The organism is Saccharopolyspora dendranthemae, assembly GCF_007829955.1.
GTDB lineage: Bacteria > Actinomycetota > Actinomycetes > Mycobacteriales > Pseudonocardiaceae > Saccharopolyspora > Saccharopolyspora dendranthemae.
Window position 1 is genome coordinate 215979 of sequence record NZ_VIWX01000005.1, and the last position, 22114, is coordinate 238092.

The following is a 22114-nucleotide window of genomic DNA, read 5'->3' on the forward strand; positions in this document are numbered from 1 at the left end:
GTTGGTTTGGCGACTGGCCTGCTGGGTCGGGTGCATCAAAAAGCCCACGTGGTCTCGCCGCCGTCGACACGCTCGGCAGCCCGAAACAGGGCTTCGGCCATCAAGGCGTCATTGCGGTGATCCGCCCAATAGGCCTCATCCCGCGCCGCGCACGGCCCGTACCGCTGGACGTACTCCCGGGCCTGCCGGTCGCACCGCAGCTCGCGCCGCGTCTCCTCCGACGCACTCGACTCGGCCGTCTCCTCGGCCGGTTCGGCGTGCTCGACCTGCAAGGGCTTGCCGGTGATCTGGGAACGCCACGGCCCCTTCTTGCCCTGAAGCCCCCAACGCTCCATCTCCAGATACGCCGCCGTGGGAACCTCATCAACGTGCGGCGGAGGCGCGTCGATCTCGAAGCGGAACGCACCGCACTCGCAGGTCCACCGCACCGTCACCTCAGTGACCTGCTCACCCCGGCTGGGCTTGTGCCCCAGGCAGGTCAGCTCACGCCGCCGCCTAGCACCCCGAGAACCGTCCTCGGTCGAAAACTGCGACACCGGCCGCCCGGACAACAGCCAATTCAGCAACCCGTTCACGCCGCCTCCCCGGAGTCCGCATCGGTGGTGACCAGCCGCAGCACGGCGCCGGCCTCGCGACGCTCGTAACGACGCAGCCGTGTGCGCTCCCCGGCGCCCAGCTCCGACCAGACGAAGGGCGCCACGGGCAGCTCGCCCAGTTCCTCGGCGATGACCTGATCCCAGTAGCTCCGCACCGCGTCCTGCTCGAACTCGCTGAGTTCGGCCTCGCAGTTCGCCAGCTCGGCACCGAACGAGGCGTAGACCTCGATGTCGTGCTGTTCGTGCAGGTCAGATGCGAATGCGTCGTAGTTGTGAGAGTGCATCTCTCGGGCTCCTTCCTTGAGCGATGCGAGAACATTAGCGCAACTATTAGCGCTACGGAAGCGATGGAGGGTGACCACGGATAACTCCGGCTTGGGATTTCTCGGGGAACTGGGAACTTCAGCGCTAGGATTTGCGCTGATAGGAGTGGGTCAACGGGAGGTGTCGTGGGCAAGGACTGGGACGCAGTAGCGACCGCAATCAACACCCGATTGGCGGAGCTCGACCTGACGCAGCGAGAGCTGTCCGAGCGGTCCGGGGTGAGTACCGCGACCCTGCGCCAGCTCCAGAACAACTACGAGCCGCGCCGACGCAGCCCGCGCCTTCTGGCTGCCATCTCCGAAGCACTCCGCTGGCCGTCCGACCACCTGGCCCAGGTCCTCGAAGGTGAGGCCCCGGAAGACGACGTGGACCTTCGGGCAGACGTCGTCCGACTTCGTCAAGAGGTAGCTGAGCTGCGGGAACGTCTCGTCGCGCTGGAGGGTAAGCAGGCCTGACATCGGTCAGCCGCCGATCGCTTGCAGGAACGTCGCCAGGGCGTCGCCCGCGCCGGCGAACTTCGTCCACAGGCCGCCGATCACGGTGGCGGACTCGACCGGCTGCTTGATGATCATCGATCCGACCGCGAACAGAACCAGGAAGCCGATCAGCTTCGGCATCACGCCGCCGCCGGCCTTCGGCATCATCGGAAACGCGTTCTTCGCCATAGTTGCCTCCTCGGTCAGCCCCGCCGCCGATTTGGTGGTCGGGGTTTTTCCGTCTCTGGCAACAAGTTCACCGCGAAACCGCGGACGTTCCCACGGGTCTTTCCGGGTCGGTTGCAGACGTCTTCGCAGCTCTATAACGTCTGCTCGACGTCCCAAAAGATCCTCAAAACGTCCCCGGGGTAGAGATGGCGAACGAGCGTCTTCGCGCAGCGGTGCGCGCGGCCGGCCTCACGATTGAGGAGGTCGCCGCCAAGGTGCGAGTCGATGAGAAGACTGCCGGACGCTGGATCACCATGGAGCGGAAACCGCACCGGCAGACCCGGAGGAAGGTCGCTGAGCTGCTTGGCACGTCCGAGGTCCAGCTCTGGCCGTCCCTGGCGGAGGACCCGCACACCGCGCCGAACCAGGACGTTGAGCTGGTGCACCTGTTTCCGTCTCGCTCGGCTGTGCCGTTCGAGCTGTGGAACGAGTTGATCCACGGCGTCCAGGAGCGCATGGAGGTGCTGGTCTTCTCAGGACAGTTCCTCGTGGAGCAGCACAACATCCTGCCCGTGATCAGGCGGAAAGCCGAAGAGGGCACGGTTTTTCGCTTCGCCGTGGGGGATGAGACCTCGTCGGCGGTAATCCAGCGCGCGATCGAGGAGGGGACGACTGGAGGTTTGGAAGGCCGGATTCAGATGATGCGGCGCTATCTGAGCAAAGTTGCCGAGTTGGACAGCGTCGAGATCCGGACCCACGGGACGATCCTCTACAACTCGATCTACCGGTTCGACGATCAGATGCTCGTCAACGGGCACGCCTTCGGCTCCCTCGCAGGTGAGAACCCCGTGCTGCATCTGCGGCGGGTGGACGACGGGCCGATGTGGGAGCACTACCTGCGGTCGTTCGAGCGCGTGTGGCAGGAAGCCACGCCGGAAACCGTTTGAGGAGCACAACAGTGGCTCGTGTGGACTACTTCAACGACCCCAACGCACCGGCGGCCAACTCGGTCGTTCCATCGGTGACTGCAGCCATCCGCAACGATGCCGGCGACATCCTGCTGATCCACAAGATTGACAACGACCTGTGGGCGCTGCCGGGCGGTGGCCACGACGCCGGCGAATCCCTCACCGACACCGTGGTTCGCGAGGTCAAGGAGGAGACCGGCCTTGACGTCGAGGTCGTGCGCCTAGTCGGCACCTACACCAACCCCAACCACGTCATGGCCTATGACGATGGGGAAGTACGGCAGCAGTTCTCGCTGTGCTTCGAGGCCAAGTGGGTCGGCGGTCAGCCGCGCGAGGACGGCAGCGAAACGAAAGAGGTCCGCTGGGTCGCCCCAACGGACCTCGATCGCCTGAACATTCACACCTCGATGCGCCTGCGCATCGATCACGCTCTGGACGAGACTCGCACGCAGCCCTACTTGGGGTGAGACGCCAACCGCTGAGCGGTCAAGCGCTGTTCGGTGCGGAGGGCAGCTTCAGCAAGCACTGGACGCGCCTTGACCCACGTGCGGTGAACCGGGTCCTCGGGGGTGTAGCGGCTGAAAATCTCCTCGATCCGCTCGTCGTAGGTCAGACGTTGCCCCGCCGGCCCCGTGGTGAGGTCGGCTGTGACCAGGGCATCCAGCAACGCTGAATCCTCGAACGGAAACTCGGCCAGCTCGTCGGACATGCCGCGCTCGTCCGCCTCGAAGCGTGCCCCGGAGTGGTGTGCAACGAGGTTCACGATCACCTCGGGCCATTCCTGCTCGCGCAGGTACCGAGCGCCGTCGAGCGGGTGGAACTTGGTGTGCCCGATCTCGGGCGCATATCCGATGTCGTGCAGCCAAGCCGCGGCGACCAAGGTGTCTCGGTCCCTCGATGGCACGGCGTCTTTGAGCTCGGACGCGCGCGCGGCGACCGCCTGAACATGCTTCCAACGGCGCCCCAGCGGGGCCACGAAGTGTTCCGCGGTCTCGGCGGCTTGCTGGACCAGCTCCATGTGCGCTCACGCTACCTTTCACGGTCTCAATCGGTCATCGGCGAGTCGGGTTGTGCATCGGAGCCTGGTGATTACGGAGCGCTGTGCCAGGCTCTCGCAGATCTTTTTGGGAGGCACGGCCTTGTCCTTGCCTCGCTGGTCAGTAGTGGTGTCGGCGATCTCATGGCCCGCTGAGAGCGCCGTACGCGGCTCGTTCGGGCAGGCCCGGAGGGGTGGGCGGGCATGGAACACCGAGGGGCGCGGAGTTCGGGGCCATCCGCGCCCCTCGGCTGCTAGGGGATCTCGGATGCAAGGTGTTCGGTGATGCAGCTTCGACAGGCGCGAGCCGAGATCGGGCGGTTGCTCTCGCCTGCGCTGAGGTCGCAGAGGGTGCGGCCGTGGTCGTCCTGGCGGCGTTCGTGTGCGACGCCGAGGTGATCGGTCCACACCTGGGCGTAGCGCTGCTCGGACTTGGTCGGGGCGCTCACGACTCGCCCTGCTTCCGGCAGATGAGGTCGCAGGCGTGGATGCGGGCGTACTCGCGCAGGCTCACCGCGACGCAGTCTTCGCAGGCCTGGGTGGGCTGGGTGCCGTAGTTGCCGACGGGCTGACCGCAGAAGGTGTCTCCGGTCCCGGCGTTGCGGATGTGGACGCAGCCGTCAGGGCTGGTCCACAGGCCCGCATCAAGCGGTGGCGTTGGTCGTGCCGCATCCATGCACCCAACGCTGCCGAAACAACACTGCCCGTGACCTTGAATGCGGGGCTATGCGCATCAACTCAGCGCCGATGCGCATAGCCAGGCGTGGTTAGCGGCTGGTCATGGTCCGGTAGGAGTCCTGGAGCTCTCCTGCGGTTGGGAGCTTTCCTGCGGTGACGTGGTTGAGGACTTCGCGCACACGCCACCAGTTGGACGGCGCAACCTGCCCGGACTCGATCGCGGTCTGGGCCGCGTCGGCGGCTTCATCCAGGCGGCCGTTGCGGGCTGCGCACAGGGCGAGGTCGACGTGGGCGGTGGCGTAGCGGCGGGGCCAGGGCTGGAAGTCGTTGGTGGGCCGGAAACGGGCGATGACCTCGCGGGCGTGCTGTTCGCCTTCCGGGTCACCGAGCCAGGCCAGGGTGGTGGCGGTGTAGGCCGCTGCCTTACCTGGGTCGTAGCGGTAGTGGTGTTCGGCCGGTACCGGCTTCGGCAAGTGCGCCGACAGCGAGTGGACTCGCTCGACGGTGCGGTAGGTGGCATCAGCTGCCCCGAGCCGCGCCCACGCCCGGCCTTCCTGCGCGGTCGCCTGGATCTCCGCCGAACTTCCGGTTGGCGCGATGGCCTGCGCGTGCTGGGAGAGCTCGGCGGCACGTCGGTAATTGCCGCTGGTGAGGGTGCGCCAGGCTTCGGTTTCGTAGCACCAGGCGCGGATCTCGTCCTGGTCGGCGTGGGTGGCCAGGCTGGCGGCGGTGCGCAGCCGAGCGGTGGCCGGCGCGTGCTGATTCAGATCGATGTGCACTGTGGCGGCCAGCAGCGAGAACCAGCCGCCGAGCACCAGCAGGTGGCGGTGGGCGGCGAGGGTCTTGCGGGGCGCGTCGATGAGCTGGGAGATGTAGCCCAGGTGCTCCCGCAGCCGAGGCAGCAGATCGTGCGGGCTGGACGCGGGGTAAGCCGTGGCCAGGTCATCGAAGGCCATTTCCAGCTGCGCCAGCGTCTCGGCGCTGATGTCGGAGGCCGCGACCCTGCGAGCCAACTCCATCGCATCGGTCTCGTCGCTCGGCTGTACCGCACCGGCGGCCGGGATTCCCCTGGTCGCAGTTTGCGGGGGAGCGGCGGTGGCCCGGGCGCGGAGCTCCCCGTCGGCGCACAGGAGCGCGTCTAAGGCGTCCACGGTCGCGGGCTCGGGGCGTTGCCGGTCGTTTTCGTACCGGGAGAGATTGCCCTGGTCGAGGTGAAGTTCCTGGGCAAGTTGGGCTTGAGACAGGCCGGCCGCACGACGATGACGCCGCAAGGCCTGCCCGAAAGACTCCTCGGACATGGTCCTCTACCTTCCCGCCGGAAACCCCCACCGGCGCCCCCAGAGCGTCCCCTGGGGGCTAACACCTCCGGCGGGAGGCAAGATCCAGCATGCCAGCAGCAACACGCCCGGATCGAGCACAACGCCAAACTGGCGATCTTTCGAACGCGCGTTCTAGAATGTTTGCAAGTCGGGCTGGGGCGATGGGGAAGATCGCCCGGTCCGATGCGGGCCGGCCGACTGCACCCCATTCGGCCGGCCCGCCCTCCGGGCACACCAGAGCGGGCGCCACATGACGAACAAAAACGGGGACTGGCAGGGCACCCGGCGACGACCAGACGCCCCAGTCCCCATCTGGATCAAACTGGCCTACGTCCTCCCGCCCAGACCACGTCCCGGCGGCCTCGACGGTGTGCCACTCCGAGTCCGCGCCGCCGGCATCGACATCACCAAAACCGTCCCCGGAGTTCTGCACGCTTGGCACCAAACCATCACCGGCGACTGGTGGGCACTCGCCACTTTTGAACTCACCAACCACTCCCGACGGCCAGGCATAGTTGTGACCCAGTTAGTCGCCGCTGCGGCGGTCAAAGCTCGTTAAATCGTTTTCCTTGCTTGCAGCTGGCTGAGTGCGGCCTCGCTCGGAACGGCCTAACTAAGCCAGCTCCGAGTGGCCACGAGGTCATTAATTCCCGTCGGGATCGGGGGTTCTCGTCAAGAATATCCAATTTCCTTCAAGTCCTTCGATTTCGCCTTCGTCTTGGTCTGTCCATTCCGGCAACCATTCGACGGGCCAAACCTCCCCCCTTCTATCGACGTCTGTGCGTAGGCGTGCTCCTTCGAAAGAAGCGTAGGTGAATTTTGTGGCCAGGAAGAAAGCGCCATTGTGGAAGTAGGAACTCTGAAAATTGACCTCTCCTTCGAAGCGGGTGCGATTGAAGTCGGCGTTCGAAAAAAAGTGCGCACCTTCGAAACTGACCAATTTGGGAAAGTGCGCATCTTCGAAGGTGCCCCATGTCAGGTGTGCGTTGTCGAAGCGTGTCCAATCTGGGAACTGTGCCCCCTCGAAGTCGGCGAATGTATGAAACTTGGCCTCTTTGAAGATTGCTGAGTTGTGGAAAACAGCATTTCTGAATTCGGCAAATCCGCTGAATTGAGCGCCGTTAAAGTGTGACTTTCCGTAGAAAACGGCGGAGTTAAATTTGGCGGTGCGGACATGCGCCCTGAACATCGCAACATCTTCTAGTGCGGCTCCGGTGAGGTCCAAGTTCATCCCGGGCCAGAATGTCTTTATTTTTTGGTTCCCGCTCTCATCGAAATACGCATGGATATGGTTTACAAGGATCCGTTGAGCGGTGAGGCGGACCTGTTGCTCTTGTCGTTGACGGTCAGCGCCATCCAGTGGAAGGCCGGCAGCGGCTGTCAGTGTTGGGGCTAGGTCAAGATAAAGTACTCGCCGTTCGGGTGTCACGCTGTTATCTTGTTCGGGAATTGGGTATGATTTGTCGTCTGGATGCGCGAATGGCATGCGCAAGTAGGCGCACAGCACATCAACAACTGTCTGACGGTATTCAGGATTGCTCTGCCCGAACCTTTCCAGCGCGTAGAGCCCCGCGAGCCGGACGGGTGCTTTATCGGAGCCGAGCTGTTCGGTCGCTGCGATGTAGAGATCAGTGGCGCGTCTTTCGTTGGCATCGTGCTCCTTGTACGCCAGGTCGCGTTCGGTCTGTGCGATGCTCAGTTCGGTCGAGCGCTGTCGGCGAGCGGCGAGTAGAAGTGCAGCGGCTCCGCCTGTGCCGATTACGACGCTGCCAGACAGTTTGATGATCTCCAGACGTACCTTGTTCGCTTCCAACTGAACCTTGTCTTCGGTGCCGAACAGCGTGAGCAACGCCCACATTGAAGTCGTCGCCACGAGGAGTAGGAGGCCAGCGCCCAACCAGATCGACCAAGCTGGCATTACGCTGGGTGCGCGATCGGCAGGCTGCGGTGCTTCCTTCGCGCGGACTCGATAGAGCTCGCTCATGGCTCGATCATGGCAGCGAGCGCACGATCCGTCGCCGAATTTGGTCCCATCGTCCTAGTTCCAGCCCTGGGGTCGCTCGTTCGCTCTGCCTGTCTAACTGCCTGTCAATCGGTGGCGACGGCTGTGGACCGATGTGGACGGGGGAGGACCGCCGGTGCTGGTCAGCGCAGCAGGCCATGCATGTAGCACACCTGTGTGATGTGCCTGGCAGTCAAGGGGTCAGGGGTTCGAATCCCCTCAGCTCCACCCCAGTGACCAGGGTCGATGCTTCCGAGCATCGGCCCTGGTTCGTTTTCGCCTGTCTGAATGCCTGTCTCGTGCACCGAATTGGTGTGCCAGGCGCGGTTTCACCTTCCTCGGGCGGCGGACTGCCTTCTCCGCGTGGCTGCTGATGGGTGGTCGACTTGCAGTGCTGGGTGCGGGTTGGACCCTGGGGAACGCAGGTCCTGTCGGCGTTCGCCTGCCGGACGAGGCCGAACGGCGCGCCGCGTCCGGCCTGATCCGAACTCGTTGAGGAGGCGACCGCGATGAATCGCGATGATCTGCCCGCGCCCGATGACGGCTTGCTGGTGACGCACTTCCTGACCGTGGGAGACGTGCCCCGTTCCCGGGCCTTCTACGCCGACATCTTCGGCGGGCGCGTCGTGCTCGAGGAGAACCCGTGCATCGTCAAGGTCGCCAACACCTGGATCATCATGAATCCCGGGGGTGGGCCCACTCCCGACAAGCCCGGCATCACCCTGCGCACGCCGCAGGCCGCCGACGCGGTCTCGGCGTTCCTCAACGTGCGCGTCGCTGACATCGCGACCTTCTACGACGAGGCGCGAAGCAAGGGCGCCGAGTTCGTCACCGAGCCGATCGATCGCAAGGCCGAGATCCGCTGCTACTTGCGCGATCCCGACGGCTACCTCATCGAGATCGGCCAAGCCACCGGCATGCTGCAGGGCATCTTCGCCGACCGGCCCGCCAGCGCCGGCGAGGCGGACCAGCGATGACTCAGCGGCTCACGGGTCGACTTGCAACGCGGACTGCCCGGGTCAGTCGGCTCGTTGGTCCAGGGAGCGCTTGATGGGTTCGTAGTGGGTGGTCACCGCGTGGCGGAAGCGTTCGGCGTCTCCTGCTTCTGCGGCTTCCAGCATCTCGCCGTGGGCTCGGGCGGTTCGTTCGAGGTCCATCGCGACGGAGACGCCGAGCTTGGGGACCACCGCTGTGTGCACGTCCCAGAAGGCGCCGACCAGTTGTCCGACCAGGGAGTTGTCGAGGCGGGCGAGGAGTCCGGTGTGGAAGGCGCGGTCCTCGTTCGGGAACGGTGAGCCGCCGGTGGCCTTGGTGACCATCTCCGTCACCAGCGCGTGCAGCTCCGGGTTGGTGGTGCCGCGGAAGGCGTCCACGATGCGCTCGGCCATGGCGAGGTCCAGGGTCAGGCGCAGGTCGATCACCTCGCGCAGGGCGCGGAGGTCGTCGCCGGGGGCGAGAACGCCTCGGAAGACCAGTGATTCGACCAGCGCGTCGAGCGACATGTTGCCCACGAAGGTGCCGTGCCCGTGCCGGACCTCGACGATGTCCAACGTGGACAGCTGGCGGACCGCTTCGCGGACGTTGGAGCGCGACACCCCGAGGTGGTCGCACAGCTCGGCCTCGGTCGGCAGCAGATCTCCCGGTCGCAGGCCTTCCGCGAGGATGTAGTCCTTGATCCGGTCGGCGGTCGTCTCCTGGCGCGGGGCTGCCCGCCCGCCCGCCTTCGCGCCGGCGGTGCGTTCGCTCGACCGGCGGTTCGCAGTGCGCATCTGATCCACTCCTAGTCCTCCGCGCCCGGACTCTACCCGACGTAGGACATCAGACCTTTCCTCCGATCAGGCTTTACAGCACCCCGTCCCGGGATCTACCGTGCTGCAGACGTTAGACATCAGACATCCTACGTCGCGGAGCATGGCCTGCAAGGGAGCAGAGGTGCAGCACATGGACGGTGAGAAGGCGGAGGCCGCAGGGGGCGTTTCCCAGCCCTGGTACCGGCAGCTCGAACGGAGTCAGTGGAAAGCGTTCGTCGCGGCGTGGATCGGGTACCTGCTCGACGGTTTCGACTTCGTCCTCATCACCCTGGTGCTGACCGAGATCAGCGCCGAATTCGGTCTCACCGACGTGCAAGCGGCCACCCTCGTGTCCGCCGCGTTCATCTCGCGCTGGATCGGTGGCCTCGCGATCGGCGCCTACTCCGACCGCTTCGGACGGCGGTCGGGAATGGTGCTCAGCATCGCGCTGTTCTCGGTCGGCACCCTGGCCTGCGGGTTCGCGCCCAGCTACGGGGTCCTCTTCGCGGCGCGGCTGGTCATCGGGCTGGGCATGGCCGGTGAGTACGGAGCCAGCTCGACCTACGTCATCGAGTCCTGGCCCACCCGGATGCGCAACAAGGCCAGCGGCTTCCTCATCTCCGGCTACTCGATCGGCACCGTGCTCGCGGCCGGTGTCTACAGCCTGGTCGTGCCGTCGTTCGGGTGGCGGGCGCTGTTCATCATCGGGCTCCTGCCGATCGCCGTCGCCGTGTGGCTGCGCCGCAGCCTCCCCGAGTCGCGGGACTGGAAGGAGCAGCAGGGCAAGGACTCCGACGCCCCGCCGGTCACCGACACCCTCTTCGGCGGTCGGCGCACGCCCGTGAACATCACCACCGGAGTCCTCGCGACCGTCGCGCTCGTGGTGATCTTCACCGCCGGTGGTGTCCCCACCTGGCTCATCGCGGTTCTCGGTCTGCTCGTGGCCGCGGTCTTCGTGTCCTACGTGGTCCAGTTCTCCGGACCGCGCTGGCCCACCGGCCTGGCCGTCATGGTCATCGTGTTCTGCGCCTTCCTCTACTCGTGGCCGATCCAGTCGCTTCTGCCGACCTACCTCAAGACCGACCTGGGCTTCTCCCCGGCCGAGGCGAGCCAGGTCCTGTCCTTCTCCGGGCTCGGTGCCGCCGCGGGCTGCATCGTCGCCGGGTTCACGGGAGACCGGTTCGGCACCCGCCGCGCCTACTGGGGCAGCCTGCTGATCTCGCAGATCGTGATCTTCCCGGTCTTCGCCGTGGGCGGATCGAGCCTCGTGCTCCTGGGCGTGCTGCTGTTCGTGCAGCAGGTCTTCGGCCAGGGCATCTCCGGCCTGCTCCCGAAGTGGATCGGCGGCTACTTCTCCATCAAGCAGCGAGTCGCCGCCCTCGGATTCCTCTACAACGTGGGCGCGCTCGGCGGAGCGGTGGCTCCGACCCTGGGCGCGACACTCGGAGCGTCGATGAGCCTCGGCACCGCGCTGGCCGTGCTGTCGTTCTCCCTCACCACCGTCGTGCTGGTGCTGATCGGGATCGACGCTCCGGCTCGGCTGCAACGACTTCTGAGGCCCGACGCCGCCGACACCCTCGACGCCGCTTCAGCCCGAACGACCTGACCGCACAACGAGATCCACGAGGAAAACAGATGACCACCGCCGCGATCACGGGCGTCGTGCCGCCCGTCTGCACCCCGCTGACCCCCGAACTCGACGTCGACACCGCCTCGCTCGAAAGGTTGCTGCACTTCCTGATCGAGGCCGGGGTGGACGGGCTGTTCGTGCTCGGGTCCAGCGGCGAGACCGCGTACCTCGACGACGAGCAGCGCGCGACCGTCATCGACGTCGCCACCTCGGTCGCCGCCGGTCAGGTCCCGGTCATCGCCGGAGCGATCGACATGACGGCGCCGCGAGTGCTCGCCCACGCACGCTCGGCCGCGCGCGCCGGGGTCGACGCCGTGGTGGCGACCGCGCCGTTCTACACGCGCACCCACCCGGCCGAGGTCGAGCACCACTTCCGGACCGTGGCCGCGGGCGTCGACGTCCCCCTCTACGCCTACGACCTGCCCGTGTCGGTGCACACCAAGCTCTCCGCTCAGCTCCTGCTGCGGCTCGCCGAGGACGGCGTCATCACCGGGGTCAAGGACTCCAGCGGTGACGACGCCGGTCTGCGGAGGCTGTTGCAGATGCGCGGCGAGCGCGGGCCCGTCGTGCTCACCGGGTCGGAGCTGACCGTCGACAACGCGCTGGCCAACGGTGCCGACGGCGTTGTGCCCGGTCTGGGCAACGTCGACCCGCACGGCTACCTCGCGCTCGCCCGGCACGTGCGCGACGGCGATCTCAAGGCCGCGGCCGCCGAGCAGGACCGCCTGGCGGACCTCTTCCGCATGGTCGAAGCCGGGGACCCCGCGCGCATCGGACCCAGCTCCGCAGGACTGGGATCGTTCAAGGCGGCCCTGCACCTGCGCGGCATCATCGACTGCCCGGCCACCATGCCGCCCCAGCTCCCGCTCGCCGAGCAGGAGGTCGCCACGATCCGGACCCTGCTCGACCAGGCGGGACTGCTGTGAGCGACGTCCTCATCGGAGTGGACATCGGCGGCACCGAGATCGTCGCCGGACTCGTCCACGACGGCGGCCGGGTCAGCGCTCGCCGCAGCTGCCCCACGCCGCGCACCGGGGGGCGCGACATCGTCGAACGGGCGAATGAGCTGGTGAGCGGCCTGCTGCGGGAGAGCCCCGAGCCCGTCCGCGCCGTCGGGGTCGGAGCCCCGGGCACGATCGACCCGGTCAGCGGGTGCGTGACCTCGTGCACCGACACGGTGCCCGGGTGGCTGGGCACCGAGATCGCCGGTCCGCTGTCGGAGCGGTCCGGGTTGCCGGTCGCGGTCGACAACGACGTCCGGGCCGCCGCGGCGGCCGTGGCGCTCGACGAGCAGGTCCGCGAGTTCGGGCGAGTCCTGTACGTGTCGTTGGGAACCGGCGTCGGCGGGGCGTTGATCGTCGACGGCCGAGTGCTGCGGGGGCGGTTCGGGACGCACGGGGAGATCGCCCACCTGATCACGCCCGAACCCGGCCACCTGCCCTGCGGCTGCGGGCGTCACGACCACCTCGAAGCCGTCGCGGCGGGACCGGCGATCGCCGCCGCGTACGCCGCCGGGGGCGAGGACGCTCCCGCGCTGCCCGAGGTCGCCGCCCGGCTCCGCGACGGTGAGGAGCGTGCCGCGCTCGTCGTCGAACGCGCCGGACACCTCCTCGGGAGGACCTTGTCCGGCCTGGTCACCGCGCTCGACCTCGACGCCGTCGTGGTCGCGGGAGGAGCGGCCGGGCTCGGCGACCCGTTGCTCGGCCCGTTCGCCGCCGCGCTCGACGCCGAATCTCGCCCACCCGCGAGGACGACGCCCGTCCTGCGTCCCGCCACGCCCGACACACCCGTGCTCGGTGCAGCACGGGTGGCCGCGCACCACAGCCCGGAGGTCGTCCATGAGTCGTGACCGCGTGATCCAGCAGATCGAAGGCGGTCTGATCGTGTCCTGCCAGGCCGGGGACGGGCACGCGCTGCGCGACTCCGCCACGATCGCGCGGATGGCCCGCGCAGCGGTCGACGGCGGAGCCCGCGCGATCCGCTGCGGCGGAGTGGGTGGTCTCGACGACGTCGCCGCCGTGCGCCAGGCCGTCGACGTGCCGGTGATCGGGCTGACCAAGCACGATCGGGCCGGTGTGTTCATCACTCCCACCGTCGAGGACGCCCTCGCGGTCGCCCGCCTCGGTGCCGAGATCGTCGCGCTGGACGGGACCAGTCGGCCGCGCCCCGACGGTGCTGACCTGGCGACGGTGATCAAGGCCGTGCACGACGAGGGGGCGCTGGTCATGGCCGATGTCGCGACGCTGCCCGACGGCGAGCTCGCGGCCGCCGCCGGTGCCGACGTCGTGGCCAGCACGCTGTCCGGCTACACCGAGGACACGGCCGGCCGCACCGGGCCGGGTCCCGATCTCGCGCTCGTGGCGGGCCTGCGCGGTGCGCTTCCGGAGCACGCGATCGTGGCCGAGGGGCGCTACCACTCGCCGTCGTCGGTCGCCGAGGCCGTGGAGCGCGGTGCGACGGCGGTCGTCGTCGGGACCGCCATCACCGATCCGTCCTGGATCACCCGGTCTTTCGCCCAGGCCACGAGATCCGGCCCTGCGTGAGGTGAGAACCACTGGCTCAGGTGGCGGGCTGGGTGAGGCCCCGCAGCGCTTCGTCGACGCAGTCGGCCCAGCGGCGATCCCCGAGGTGGGTGACGCCGGAATCGCCGGTGAAGGCGCTGGAGATCACCGTGGTGGGGGTGAGGTCGGCGAGCGCTCGAAGGGTTGCCGCCAGCGATTCGCGGTCGCTGTGACCGGGGATGTAGCCGGCGAACCAGCCGCCGTCCTCGCCGCGGACGAGGGTGTCGCCGGTGAACAGGTAGCTCTCGCCCTCCGCGCCCGGCACCAGGAAGCAGGCGCTTCCCGGCGTGTGTCCGGGAGTGGGAATCGCCTCGAAACCGGGCGGTTCGGTCCCGCGCCGGTCGAACGTGCCGTCCACCGCGCAGGTCTCGGCGACGATCGGCGCCTCGACGGCGGTGGTGTGCAGTGTCGAGCCGAACCGCTGCTTGACGGTGCGCAGTGAAGGTGCGATCTCGTCCTGGTGGCTGAGGTACTGGCGCACGACACCGCCGAGCCCGGCGATCTCGTCGAACTCGGACTCCAGCGTGGTGTTGTAGAACAGCACGTTCCCGCCGGGTGCCGTCCAGAGGTAGGCGTGCGTGTTCAGGCCGGGGAACGGGTGCTCGGCTTCGGTCTCCCAGAGGTCGGGCCGGATCTGCTTCATGGTGTCCTCCTGGTCGTCGTTCCTGCGGACGACGTTAGGAGTTCCAGTTAGCTCGAAGTCAAGGTGAGCGGAGCCGTGCGGAACGTCACCGATCCGGTGATGTGCGGCCGTCGCGGTAATAGGGATCGGGGCGAGTGGGTACCCCTGCGGTCAGTGCGCTGTCATCGAGCGCCACAGGAATGGAGGGACCATGACCAAGCGCGACGAAATGCGGGTGGACAAGGCGCTGCAGGGCCTCGAGTTCCCGGTCGACCGCGAACGGATGGTCGATTTCGCCACCGACCGCGAGGCCGACGCTGAAACCCTCGCCGCACTCCGATCGTTGCCCGCCGGCCAGTACGCGAACAAGGATCAGGTCCTGGACGCCGTTCCCCAGCAGCCGGAAGGCGACGCCCCAGGCGGCACAGCCCGAGGCTGACCCCACCTCAGTCGGCTCGCTCGGGGGCATCGCTGCGGCAGGTCCCAGTTTTAGTCATAACTGAGCGGACATTTCGGACATGATCATGGCTCGGTTTGGACTAAAACTGGGACCTGCCGTGCACCTGCGGTGTCGCCGGAGCATGCGGGCCGTTCTCTAGGCCGAAGCGGTTCCGGTTGTGCTTTCGCGGTCACTCGTGGACCTCGTGTCGCTACCATGCCCGTTGCGCCTGCGTGATCATCGAGCTTCGCCCGTCGGGCGGGGGCTCGGGGGATCGCCGGTGGGCTGAGCGACGGCGAGAGGGAGAGCGGCCGGTATGACCACGAGCGAGAAGGCGGCACCGGTTCTCGACCACGGTGACTTACCCGGGCTCTTCCAGGCCGCGGATGAGATGTCCGTCGTCGGCCAGCGCAGGTACTTGCGGGCTGTGCGCGGGCGTTTGCTGCTCTCGGTCCTCGCCGCGGTCTCCGCTGCGTTCACGATCCCGGCGGGTTCCGCTGACGTCGCGGCGATCGGGACCGCGCTGTTCTTCGTCGGCGCGCTGAGCGTCGACATCCTCGTGCTGCGCAGCCACTCGAACCAGGCCTGGTACCAGGGCAGAGCGCTCGCCGAATCGACGAAGACCCTCGCCTGGCGCTACGCGGTCGGCGGAGCGCCGTTCCAGACCAGCGTGCCGGAAGCCGACGCCGACCGCGTGTTCGTGGACCGGCTCGCCAAGCTGCGCACGGACTTCGGTTCGGTCCCGCTCCTGCCCAGCCGTGCGAGCGCGATCAGCGAACGCATGCGCTCCCTGCGCAACGCCGACTTGGCCGAACGCCAGCAGGCCTACCTGTCCGACCGCATCGAAGACCAGCAGAACTGGTACGCGGACAAGGCCAAGTTCCACCAGCGGCAAGCGGACATCTACCAGCGGCTCATGCTCGTGTGCGAACTCGTCGGCATCGCCGCCGCGCTCGCGAGGGCCTTCGGCGTGGTCACCTTCGACCTCGCCGGGATCGTCGCCGCAACCGTGTCCGGTCTGGCCGCGTGGACCAGTGCCCGGCAGCACGCCACCACGGCGCACGCCTACGTGGTGGCGACCCACGATCTCGAGCTCGTCCGGGAGCACCTGCGCCATCACCCGGACGAAGCCGGGTGGGCCGCGGCGGTCGCGGATGCCGAAGCGGCCATCAGCCGCGAGCACAGCACCTGGCGCTCCTCGCACGGCGAGTAGGAACGCGGAGGTCACATGGGATCCACCCCCGGGGCGAACGCGGCGTGGCCGTACCTGGTCGCCTTCGGACTCCTCCTGCTCGGCGCGCTGGCCGCTCGGGCGGGAGCCTACTTCTGGGCGCAATCCAGAGCGGTTGCGCGAGTGCCGATCTCGCTCGGCCCCTACGACGTCGCGCTGCTGACCGGTCATTCGACTCGCGTCGTCGAGACGGCCCTCGCGTGTTTGGCGGAGGCGGACGCGGTCGTCGTGAATCACAGCCAGTTCTCGACGTTCAGGAGAGGCGCCCGCGCGGACCTGCAGGTGTGGGACGGCGTGCAGCGGCAGGTGCTGGACCTGCTGACCAAGGAGACGACCGCCCAAGCCCTGGCCCGGAAGTTCGCCCGCACCGACACCGGCGCGCACCTGCGACGACGGCTGGTGTCCGGGGGATACCTCCTCGGTTCCCCGAACCACCTGCGGCTCAGGCTGATCGTCCGGGCACTCATCCCGTTCGTCCTGGTCACGATGATTCTCGTGCAGCTGGGGATCGGCTTCGGACAGAACGTGACCATGATGCTGCTCAACGTCGAGGTCCCGGCGGCCGCGCTCGCCTGGTGGTGGGGCGAGAGCTCGTTGACCTTGACGCGCACCCGATTGGGCAAGCGCACGAAGCGGGAGATCGGATCGCTGGTGCGCAAGCATCGGACCGGGGAAGCGCAGCTGAAGCGGGAGAAGGTCGCGGACAGGCAGAAGATCCAGCAGCTGCGCGAGGCGATCGCCGCGCGCGCAGGGGAGTGGCGCCTGTCCCCCGGATGGATCGGCTCCGCGCCCGGGATCGTGCCCTTCATGGGATGGATGGGGTACCTGGCCGTACGAGCCGAGCACTGGGATTCGGCATCGCGCCGCCCGCTCGGTTCCCTGCTCCCCGCGCGGAAAACCGGCCCCGATCGCCGCGTCGGGTGGCTCTACCGATCGCTCGGCGCGCTCTGCGCCGTGGTCGCGTTGCTGGTGTTCTGGGTCGTGGATTTCGGCTGGGGCGCGATCGCGTTGTTCGTCGCCTGCTGCCTGGTCGGCGCGGGCCTGGCGACGCGCGGGCGGAAGCATCTCGCGGTCGAGGGGCGGGAGGCGCTGCGGAGCGGTCAACGGCCGCCGGTGCTCTACCTCCGCTCGTTCGCCCACGACGCGTTGCTCGAAGGGGCGTCACCGTTCCGGTCGCTCATGACCGCGCTGGGCTCGCGGTCCTCCTACATCGAGGAGATCGCCCGAGCCGTCCGCAACTTCGGGACACTCGTGGCGATCGGGGACCCCGGATCACGGCTTCCCGGCTTGGGCCCTGCGCAGATCTACGTCGAGCCGGATTCCACGCGCCCCGGCCAGGAACTCCAGCGGTGGCAGGCCGAAGTGCTCGGTCTCCTGCGAGGTTCCGCGCTCGTGCTGATCTCCGCGGGCTACAGCGACGGGCTGAGGTGGGAGTTCGCGCAGGCGACGGCGAACGTGCTGCCGGAGAGACTGGTCGTCTTCGTCCCGCTCAACCGCGCTCAGTACGCCCGGTTCCGGGAGCTCACCGAGGCGTACTTCCCCGCCGGACTTCCCGCGGACCCGCGCAAGAGCTCGACCTGGGGGAGCGAGCCCGTCCACGGGTTGGTCCACTTCGATCGCGACTGGACGCCGCACTTCGTCCCGTTCCGCCGCCACGCTTTGCTGCAGCTGCACCTCGGGCGGGTCGCGGTTCGGCTGAGCTTCCGCCGGATGCGAAATCGGCTGATGCACGCCCTCTACCCGGTTTTCCGGAGCAACCAGGTGATCTGGTCGGGCATCGAGGTCCCGGTCTTCTTCGGCCGGACGAGCCGCCACCTGATCGTCGGCGGATCGTCGTACGCCCGCGCGGTGGCGGTGCTGGTGGTGCTGAGCATCGCGTGGGCCTCCACGCTCGGCGGGGGCGGCTGACGGGATCGGGCCGGTCGCCGCGGGTGGGGTCGTCGCCGCACTTCGCGAAACCTCTGACCGGGTTATCGTGACCTGCATGAGCTGGGGTTTTCGCTTGTTCGCGCTCGTGGTGCCGGTCGTGTTGGCGGTGACGGCGTGCGGTGGCGGTGCGCCGCGCGGGCCTGCTCCGGCGCCGCCCGCGCCCAGTGCTCCTGCCCCGAGTCCCGCTCCGCCGCCGACTCCTGCGGTGCAGGTGAAGCAGGCTCCCGAGGGGTTCGTGCGGTTGCACGACGTCGACCCGTCGATCGTCGAGGAGATCCGCTACGCGACCCCGCACAACTTCACCGGTGATCCCGTGCCCGGCTACGACGAGCCGATGTGCGTGGTGACCCGCCCGCTCGCCGACGCCTTGCACAGGGCGCAACAGCAGGTCACCGCTCAGGGGTACACGCTCAAGGTCTACGACTGCTACCGGCCGCAGCAGGCCGACGATCGCTTCGTCGAGTGGGCGAAGGACGTCCCCGACCAGCGGATGAAGGACGAGTTCTACCCGGGCATGGAGAAGTCGCAGCTGTACTCCGGCGGCTACATCGCTAAGGACTCCGGGCACAGCCGGGGGAGTTCGGTGGACCTGACCCTGGTGCGGCTGCCCGTGCCGCCCCAGCGGCCTTACACGCCGGGGGAGCCGCTGGCGTCGTGCGCCGCACCGGTCGGGCAGCGGTTCCCGGACAACAGCGTCGACATGGGCACCGGCTTCGACTGCTTCGACGAGCGGGCGCACACCGACGCCTCGGGCGTGACCGGTGAGGCCCGTGCCAACCGGGACCGGCTGCGCGACGTGCTCACCTCGGCCGGCCTGGAGGGCTACGAGAACGAGTGGTGGCACTTCAACCTGCCGCAGGAACCGTTCCCGGACGAGTACTTCGACTTCCCGGTCAACAGCGCGGCCTTCCGCTGATCAGCTCGAACGCCGCTGTCGCAGTCCCACTGCCGACCGTCGCATCGTTGTGCAACGCAACTTCGTGAGTGTTGTGTCGTTGTTCACCTCAGAGTCGATGACAAGCCGGGGGCGCGGCTCGACAACCGCGCGCTCCGGTACGCCGTGCCGGGGCGGTGACCTCACCTGCTCGGACCGCGCACCGATCGACTGCGCAGTTCGCACCATCCGATGACGCAGGGAGCGACCGCATGTCCCGTTCCGTTCACCGCTCGCCTTCCGCAGCGCGCAGACGCGCGCGCGGGCTGATCACAGTGACCGCGTTGTCGCTGGTGGTCGGTGGCGTGCACGCCGCACCGGCCACCGCGGCCGACGAAGCGCCCACCACGCCGGGCATGGTCAGCGAGGGCTTCTACGACCCGCCGGCCGAGCTCCCCGAGGCGGACGGCGCCCTGGTGCGCACCGAACCGCTGCCGCTGGCGCTGAGCCTGCCCAGCGTCGGCGGGAAGCAGCTGCCGGGAACGGCGACCCGCCTGATGTACAAGACCACGGACTCCAACGGGAAGCCCGCGGCGGTGACGGGCGCCTACATCGAACCGTCGGCGCCGTGGAAGGGCGAGGGACCGCGCCCGGTGGTGGCCGTCGCGCCCGGAACCATGGGCCAGGGCGATTCCTGCTCGGCCTCCCAGGGCCTGGAGCGCCCGATCGCCTTCAACGGCGACCACGTGTCGGTCGGTTATGAGGACATCGCGATCTACCGGCTGCTGGCCGAGGGGAACGCGGTCGTGGTCACCGACTACGTGGGCCTGGGCACCACCGACCGGCTGCACACCTACGTGAACCGGATCGACGGCGGCCACGCCGTGCTCGACGCCGTGCGGGCGGCCCGCTCGCTGCCCGAGACGTCGATCACCGGCGACTCGCGCGTCGCGCTCTACGGCTACAGCCAGGGCGGCGGGGCGACGGCCTCCGCTTCCGAGCTGCAGCCCACCTACGCCCCGGACGTGGAGCTCGCGGGCGCCTACGTCGGCGCGCCCCCGGCGAACCTCACCGAGGTCATCGAGGGCATCGACGGCAGCGCGCTGGTCGGTGCGATCGGGTGGTCGCTCAACGGGTTCCTCCAGACCAACCCCGACCTCAAGCCCATCGCCGACCAGCACATCAACGAGGACGGCAAGGCCGCCCTGGAGGACCTGTCCTCGCGGTGCATCGGCGACGGCATCGCGCGCTACGCCTTCAACAAGACCTCGAACTGGACCACCACCGGGCAGAGCCTCGGAGAGGTCGTGGAGGCCGAGCCGGCGGTGCGCGAGGTCCTCGACGCCCAGCTCCTCGGGACGACGAAGCCGGCCACGCCGGTCCGCGTCACCACCGGCGTGCAGGACGACATCGTGCCGCACGACCAGGCCCGCCAGCTGGCGGTGGACTGGTGCTCGGCAGGCGGTGAGGTCACCTACACCCCGGTCCAGCTCCCGGACCTCGGCAAGGGGCTGATCACCAACCACGTCACGCCGCTGCTCGCCGACCAGGGCAACGCGATCTCCTGGATCACCGACCGGCTCTCCGGAGCCCCGGCGTCCAGCAACTGCGACACCCTGCCGGAACAGCCCTGACGCGACGGGGCCGCGAGCACTGCGCCCGCGGCCCCGCCCTCGGGCACGACAGCGCTTGAGCATGCCGCAGCGGCATGGTGCATGGTCTCCCTCTCGAGACGACCCCGAGAGGGAGACCATGCACCACGACACGTTGATCGTCGAAGGCCTGATGCTGCTGCTGCTCCACGACGAGCACGGGACCATCGCCGGAGCGGGCACGCTCCACTACACCCTCGGCGGGGCGATGCTCGTCGAGCTCGCGCTTCGCGGGGCGATCGACGCCGAGGAAGGTCGGGCGAGCCTGAACGGCCCCGAGGTTCGTGCGGTCGGGGACGTGCCGATCGAGGACCCGTTGCTCCGGTCCGCTTACGACGCCGTCGCGCAGAAGACCCAGCGCGTGCAGCCGCTCCTGCTCAAGATCGGCGGCGGCCTGCGGGAGCCGGTGATCGACCGGCTCGTCGAGCGCGGCCTGGTGCGGCGCGAGGAGAAGCGGGTGCTGGGAGTCTTCCGCAGCACCCGGTGGCCCGCCGAGGACTCCCAGCACGAAGCGGACCTCCTGGAGGACGTGCGCGCGGTCCTGGAAGACGGTTCGGAGCCCGATTCCCGCACGGCGGCGGTGATCGCGCTGCTGTCGTCCAGCGGTGCGCTGCCGACGCTGCACCCCACCCCGAAGTGGTCGAGCCGAGTCGCCACCCGCGCGAAGGAGATCGAACAGGGCAGCTGGGGAGCCTCGGCCGTGAACGCGGCCGTCACCCGGACGGCTGCGGCCATCGCCGCGTCGAGCGCCGCCGTCAGCGTCGCCGTGATCGCCGGAGTTCAGTGACACCGGGAAAACTGCTGTTCGAAGTACTTCTGGCCTGGAGCGGCGCATCGGGCGCAGGTGCAGAATCGGAGGCATCGCCGACCGAGGGGATCGTGTGCGATGACCGAGTTGCTGCCCGCTCTGCCCGATGAGGGCTTCCAGCGCGTGCTCTGCGTGGTCGCGCATCCGGACGACATGGAGTACGGCACGTCCGCTGCTGTCGCGCGGTGGACGGCGCGCGGCGTGGACGTCGGATATCTGCTGCTCACGCGAGGTGAAGCAGGCATGCCGAACCCTCCGGAGGAGACCGCGCGGCTGCGGCTGCAGGAGCAGCGGACCGCGTGCGAGACGGTCGGCGTCGAGCAGCTCGCGGTCCTCCAGCACCCCGACGGCGTGCTGGTCCACGGCCCGGAGCTGCGGCGGGACATCTGCCGGGAGATCCGCCGGTTCAAGCCGGACGCCGTGATCGGCATGCCCTACGAGATCGAGACGCCCTTCGGGTTCAACCAGCCGGATCACCGCGCCGCCGGGCTGGCGACCGTCGACGCGATCAACGACGCGGGGACCCGGTGGATCTTCCCCGAGCAGATCGACGACGAGGGCTTCGAGACGTGGAGCCCGCGGTGGTTCCTCATCCCCGGGATGCCCGGGGCGGGGGACGCGACGCACGGCGTGGACGTCACCGGCAGGCCGGTGGAGCTGGGGGTCGCCTCGCTGGAATCCCACGCCGCGTACCTGGCGGCGCTCCCGGACCACCCCGTTCCAGCGGATTTCATCCCGAAGATCTTGGCCGCCAACGGAAAACTGCTCGGCGTGGAGCACGCGGTGCTCTTCCGCGCCGTCGACCGCCACGCGCCCCCGCCCTTCCTGGACGACCTGACCTGACCCGCCGCCGTTCGCGGGATCGAGATCGACCTGCGGGCGGGACTTCGGCTCGCGTTCGGCCGTGCGGGCGGAATCGGGTGTGATCTCCCTCGTGTCGTGGTCGCGCCGCCGCGGGAGCAGGTAAGGTCAGCGCTATCTACTCACGAGTAGGTAGTTGCCGCCAGGATC

25 protein-coding genes are annotated in these 22114 nt (G+C 68.3%); 15 read left to right on the top strand and 10 right to left on the bottom strand.

What is annotated here, in order from left to right:
* Positions 1-35 precede the first annotated feature (35 nt).
* On the bottom strand, positions 36-575 hold the full coding sequence (locus tag FHU35_RS22685) for a hypothetical protein (RefSeq protein WP_145743089.1): 540 nt from the start codon (positions 573-575) through the stop codon (positions 36-38).
* Positions 572-880: a hypothetical protein gene (locus FHU35_RS22690; RefSeq protein WP_246110511.1), complete on the bottom strand. Its 309-nt coding sequence runs from the start codon at positions 878-880 to the stop codon at positions 572-574. Before FHU35_RS22690 ends, FHU35_RS22685 begins: the two co-directional genes overlap by 4 nt.
* A 165-nt stretch (positions 881-1045) precedes the next feature.
* Here FHU35_RS22690 and FHU35_RS22695 point away from each other — a divergent pair, with 165 nt between their 5' ends.
* Complete coding sequence (locus FHU35_RS22695) at positions 1046-1375, top strand: helix-turn-helix domain-containing protein (protein WP_145743091.1); 330 nt, start codon at positions 1046-1048, stop codon at positions 1373-1375.
* Positions 1376-1381: 6 nt separating this feature from the next.
* Here the strand turns inward: FHU35_RS22695 and FHU35_RS22700 are convergent, their stop codons facing one another.
* Positions 1382-1585, bottom strand: coding sequence for a hypothetical protein (locus FHU35_RS22700; protein ID WP_145743093.1), 204 nt, complete (start codon positions 1583-1585; stop codon positions 1382-1384).
* 185 nt (positions 1586-1770) lie between these two features.
* On the opposite strand from FHU35_RS22700, the gene FHU35_RS22705 reads away from it, so the two are divergent.
* Together FHU35_RS22705 and FHU35_RS22710 are read left to right on the top strand one after the other, a co-directional pair.
* Positions 1771-2511 carry a helix-turn-helix domain-containing protein gene (locus FHU35_RS22705; protein WP_145743095.1) on the top strand — a complete coding sequence of 247 codons (741 nt, stop codon included), beginning with the start codon at positions 1771-1773 and terminating at the stop codon, positions 2509-2511.
* Between the two features lie 11 nt (positions 2512-2522).
* Positions 2523-2999, top strand: coding sequence for an NUDIX hydrolase (locus tag FHU35_RS22710; RefSeq protein ID WP_145743097.1), 477 nt, complete (start codon positions 2523-2525; stop codon positions 2997-2999).
* Here the strand turns inward: FHU35_RS22710 and FHU35_RS22715 are convergent.
* The 5 genes from FHU35_RS22715 to FHU35_RS22735 all read right to left on the bottom strand — a co-directional run bounded on the left by FHU35_RS22715 (position 2987) and on the right by FHU35_RS22735 (position 7549).
* Positions 2987-3550: an HD domain-containing protein gene (locus FHU35_RS22715; RefSeq protein ID WP_145743099.1), complete on the bottom strand. Its 564-nt coding sequence runs from the start codon at positions 3548-3550 to the stop codon at positions 2987-2989. The two genes, FHU35_RS22710 and FHU35_RS22715, sit on opposite strands and share 13 nt — an antisense overlap.
* A gap of 272 nt (positions 3551-3822) precedes the next feature.
* Positions 3823-4017, bottom strand: a complete 195-nt coding sequence (locus FHU35_RS22720; RefSeq protein ID WP_145743101.1) for a hypothetical protein — start codon at positions 4015-4017, stop codon at positions 3823-3825.
* Positions 4014-4244 (bottom strand): hypothetical protein, encoded by a 231-nt coding sequence (locus tag FHU35_RS22725; protein WP_145743103.1) that lies wholly within the window; start codon positions 4242-4244, stop codon positions 4014-4016. The genes FHU35_RS22720 and FHU35_RS22725 overlap by 4 nt, the downstream gene beginning before the upstream one ends.
* A 91-nt stretch (positions 4245-4335) precedes the next feature.
* The gene (locus FHU35_RS22730; RefSeq protein WP_145743105.1) at positions 4336-5544 is read right to left on the bottom strand and encodes a helix-turn-helix domain-containing protein; all 1209 of its coding nucleotides are present in this window, start codon (positions 5542-5544) and stop codon (positions 4336-4338) included.
* A gap of 664 nt (positions 5545-6208) precedes the next feature.
* Complete coding sequence (locus tag FHU35_RS22735) at positions 6209-7549, bottom strand: pentapeptide repeat-containing protein (protein ID WP_145743107.1); 1341 nt, start codon at positions 7547-7549, stop codon at positions 6209-6211.
* A gap of 527 nt (positions 7550-8076) precedes the next feature.
* Here FHU35_RS22735 and FHU35_RS22740 point away from each other — a divergent pair.
* Positions 8077-8544, top strand: coding sequence for a VOC family protein (locus FHU35_RS22740; RefSeq protein WP_145743109.1), 468 nt, complete (start codon positions 8077-8079; stop codon positions 8542-8544).
* A gap of 42 nt (positions 8545-8586) precedes the next feature.
* On the opposite strand, the gene FHU35_RS22745 is transcribed toward FHU35_RS22740, so the two are convergent.
* Positions 8587-9336: a FadR/GntR family transcriptional regulator gene (locus FHU35_RS22745; protein ID WP_145743112.1), complete on the bottom strand. Its 750-nt coding sequence runs from the start codon at positions 9334-9336 to the stop codon at positions 8587-8589.
* A gap of 172 nt (positions 9337-9508) precedes the next feature.
* Between FHU35_RS22745 and FHU35_RS22750 the strand changes: the two genes are divergently transcribed.
* Genes FHU35_RS22750 through FHU35_RS22765 form a run of 4 tightly spaced genes read left to right on the top strand, consistent with a single transcriptional unit; the run spans position 9509 to position 13530 of the window.
* Complete coding sequence (locus tag FHU35_RS22750; protein ID WP_145743115.1) at positions 9509-10963, top strand: MFS transporter; 1455 nt, start codon at positions 9509-9511, stop codon at positions 10961-10963.
* A 29-nt stretch (positions 10964-10992) separates the two neighbouring features.
* The gene (locus tag FHU35_RS22755) at positions 10993-11913 is read left to right on the top strand and encodes a dihydrodipicolinate synthase family protein (RefSeq protein WP_145743117.1); all 921 of its coding nucleotides are present in this window, start codon (positions 10993-10995) and stop codon (positions 11911-11913) included.
* Positions 11910-12836 carry an ROK family protein gene (locus FHU35_RS22760; protein WP_186459570.1) on the top strand — a complete coding sequence of 309 codons (927 nt, stop codon included), beginning with the start codon at positions 11910-11912 and terminating at the stop codon, positions 12834-12836. Before FHU35_RS22755 ends, FHU35_RS22760 begins: the two co-directional genes overlap by 4 nt.
* The gene (locus FHU35_RS22765) at positions 12826-13530 is read left to right on the top strand and encodes an N-acetylmannosamine-6-phosphate 2-epimerase (RefSeq protein WP_145743121.1); all 705 of its coding nucleotides are present in this window, start codon (positions 12826-12828) and stop codon (positions 13528-13530) included. Before FHU35_RS22760 ends, FHU35_RS22765 begins: the two co-directional genes overlap by 11 nt.
* A 16-nt stretch (positions 13531-13546) precedes the next feature.
* Here the strand turns inward: FHU35_RS22765 and FHU35_RS22770 are convergent, their stop codons facing one another.
* Positions 13547-14191 (bottom strand): MBL fold metallo-hydrolase, encoded by a 645-nt coding sequence (locus FHU35_RS22770; RefSeq protein ID WP_145743124.1) that lies wholly within the window; start codon positions 14189-14191, stop codon positions 13547-13549.
* A gap of 190 nt (positions 14192-14381) precedes the next feature.
* Between FHU35_RS22770 and FHU35_RS22775 the strand changes: the two genes are divergently transcribed.
* From FHU35_RS22775 to FHU35_RS22805, 7 genes are all read left to right on the top strand, one after another.
* Entirely contained in the window at positions 14382-14609 is a 228-nt protein-coding gene (locus tag FHU35_RS22775; protein WP_145743126.1) for a DUF2795 domain-containing protein, read from the top strand.
* Between the two features lie 316 nt (positions 14610-14925).
* The gene (locus FHU35_RS22780) at positions 14926-15822 is read left to right on the top strand and encodes a DUF4231 domain-containing protein (protein WP_145743128.1); all 897 of its coding nucleotides are present in this window, start codon (positions 14926-14928) and stop codon (positions 15820-15822) included.
* Between the two features lie 15 nt (positions 15823-15837).
* Positions 15838-17748, top strand: coding sequence for a TIGR04222 domain-containing membrane protein (locus FHU35_RS22785; RefSeq protein ID WP_145743131.1), 1911 nt, complete (start codon positions 15838-15840; stop codon positions 17746-17748).
* 76 nt (positions 17749-17824) lie between these two features.
* On the top strand, positions 17825-18685 hold the full coding sequence (locus FHU35_RS22790) for a M15 family metallopeptidase (protein ID WP_145743133.1): 861 nt from the start codon (positions 17825-17827) through the stop codon (positions 18683-18685).
* 230 nt (positions 18686-18915) lie between these two features.
* Complete coding sequence (locus FHU35_RS22795; RefSeq protein WP_145743135.1) at positions 18916-20277, top strand: lipase family protein; 1362 nt, start codon at positions 18916-18918, stop codon at positions 20275-20277.
* A gap of 118 nt (positions 20278-20395) precedes the next feature.
* Entirely contained in the window at positions 20396-21082 is a 687-nt protein-coding gene (locus FHU35_RS22800) for a GOLPH3/VPS74 family protein (RefSeq protein ID WP_145743137.1), read from the top strand.
* A gap of 99 nt (positions 21083-21181) precedes the next feature.
* Positions 21182-21946, top strand: a complete 765-nt coding sequence (locus FHU35_RS22805) for a PIG-L deacetylase family protein (RefSeq protein ID WP_145743139.1) — start codon at positions 21182-21184, stop codon at positions 21944-21946.
* The last annotated feature ends 168 nt before the right edge of the window (positions 21947-22114 follow it).

Excerpts from the sequence above, each read along its gene's own strand:
- FHU35_RS22715 (WP_145743099.1), bottom strand. The coding sequence starts at position 3,550 with ATGGAGCTGGTCCAGCAAGCCGCCGAGACCGCGGAACACTTCGTGGCC.
- FHU35_RS22700 (WP_145743093.1), bottom strand. The coding sequence starts at position 1,585 with ATGGCGAAGAACGCGTTTCCGATGATGCCGAAGGCCGGCGGCGGCGTG.
- FHU35_RS22735 (WP_145743107.1), bottom strand. The coding sequence starts at position 7,549 with ATGAGCGAGCTCTATCGAGTCCGCGCGAAGGAAGCACCGCAGCCTGCC.
- FHU35_RS22750 (WP_145743115.1), top strand. The coding sequence starts at position 9,509 with ATGGACGGTGAGAAGGCGGAGGCCGCAGGGGGCGTTTCCCAGCCCTGG.
- FHU35_RS22785 (WP_145743131.1), top strand. The coding sequence starts at position 15,838 with ATGGGATCCACCCCCGGGGCGAACGCGGCGTGGCCGTACCTGGTCGCC.
- FHU35_RS22805 (WP_145743139.1), top strand. The coding sequence starts at position 21,182 with ATGACCGAGTTGCTGCCCGCTCTGCCCGATGAGGGCTTCCAGCGCGTG.
- FHU35_RS22765 (WP_145743121.1), top strand. The coding sequence starts at position 12,826 with ATGAGTCGTGACCGCGTGATCCAGCAGATCGAAGGCGGTCTGATCGTG.
- FHU35_RS22705 (WP_145743095.1), top strand. The coding sequence starts at position 1,771 with ATGGCGAACGAGCGTCTTCGCGCAGCGGTGCGCGCGGCCGGCCTCACG.
- FHU35_RS22725 (WP_145743103.1), bottom strand. The coding sequence starts at position 4,244 with ATGGATGCGGCACGACCAACGCCACCGCTTGATGCGGGCCTGTGGACC.
- FHU35_RS22800 (WP_145743137.1), top strand. The coding sequence starts at position 20,396 with ATGCACCACGACACGTTGATCGTCGAAGGCCTGATGCTGCTGCTGCTC.
- FHU35_RS22770 (WP_145743124.1), bottom strand. The coding sequence starts at position 14,191 with ATGAAGCAGATCCGGCCCGACCTCTGGGAGACCGAAGCCGAGCACCCG.
- FHU35_RS22795 (WP_145743135.1), top strand. The coding sequence starts at position 18,916 with ATGTCCCGTTCCGTTCACCGCTCGCCTTCCGCAGCGCGCAGACGCGCG.
- FHU35_RS22690 (WP_246110511.1), bottom strand. The coding sequence starts at position 880 with ATGCACTCTCACAACTACGACGCATTCGCATCTGACCTGCACGAACAG.
- FHU35_RS22740 (WP_145743109.1), top strand. The coding sequence starts at position 8,077 with ATGAATCGCGATGATCTGCCCGCGCCCGATGACGGCTTGCTGGTGACG.
- FHU35_RS22745 (WP_145743112.1), bottom strand. The coding sequence starts at position 9,336 with ATGCGCACTGCGAACCGCCGGTCGAGCGAACGCACCGCCGGCGCGAAG.
- FHU35_RS22755 (WP_145743117.1), top strand. The coding sequence starts at position 10,993 with ATGACCACCGCCGCGATCACGGGCGTCGTGCCGCCCGTCTGCACCCCG.
- FHU35_RS22780 (WP_145743128.1), top strand. The coding sequence starts at position 14,926 with ATGACCACGAGCGAGAAGGCGGCACCGGTTCTCGACCACGGTGACTTA.
- FHU35_RS22790 (WP_145743133.1), top strand. The coding sequence starts at position 17,825 with ATGAGCTGGGGTTTTCGCTTGTTCGCGCTCGTGGTGCCGGTCGTGTTG.
- FHU35_RS22730 (WP_145743105.1), bottom strand. The coding sequence starts at position 5,544 with ATGTCCGAGGAGTCTTTCGGGCAGGCCTTGCGGCGTCATCGTCGTGCG.
- FHU35_RS22775 (WP_145743126.1), top strand. The coding sequence starts at position 14,382 with ATGACCAAGCGCGACGAAATGCGGGTGGACAAGGCGCTGCAGGGCCTC.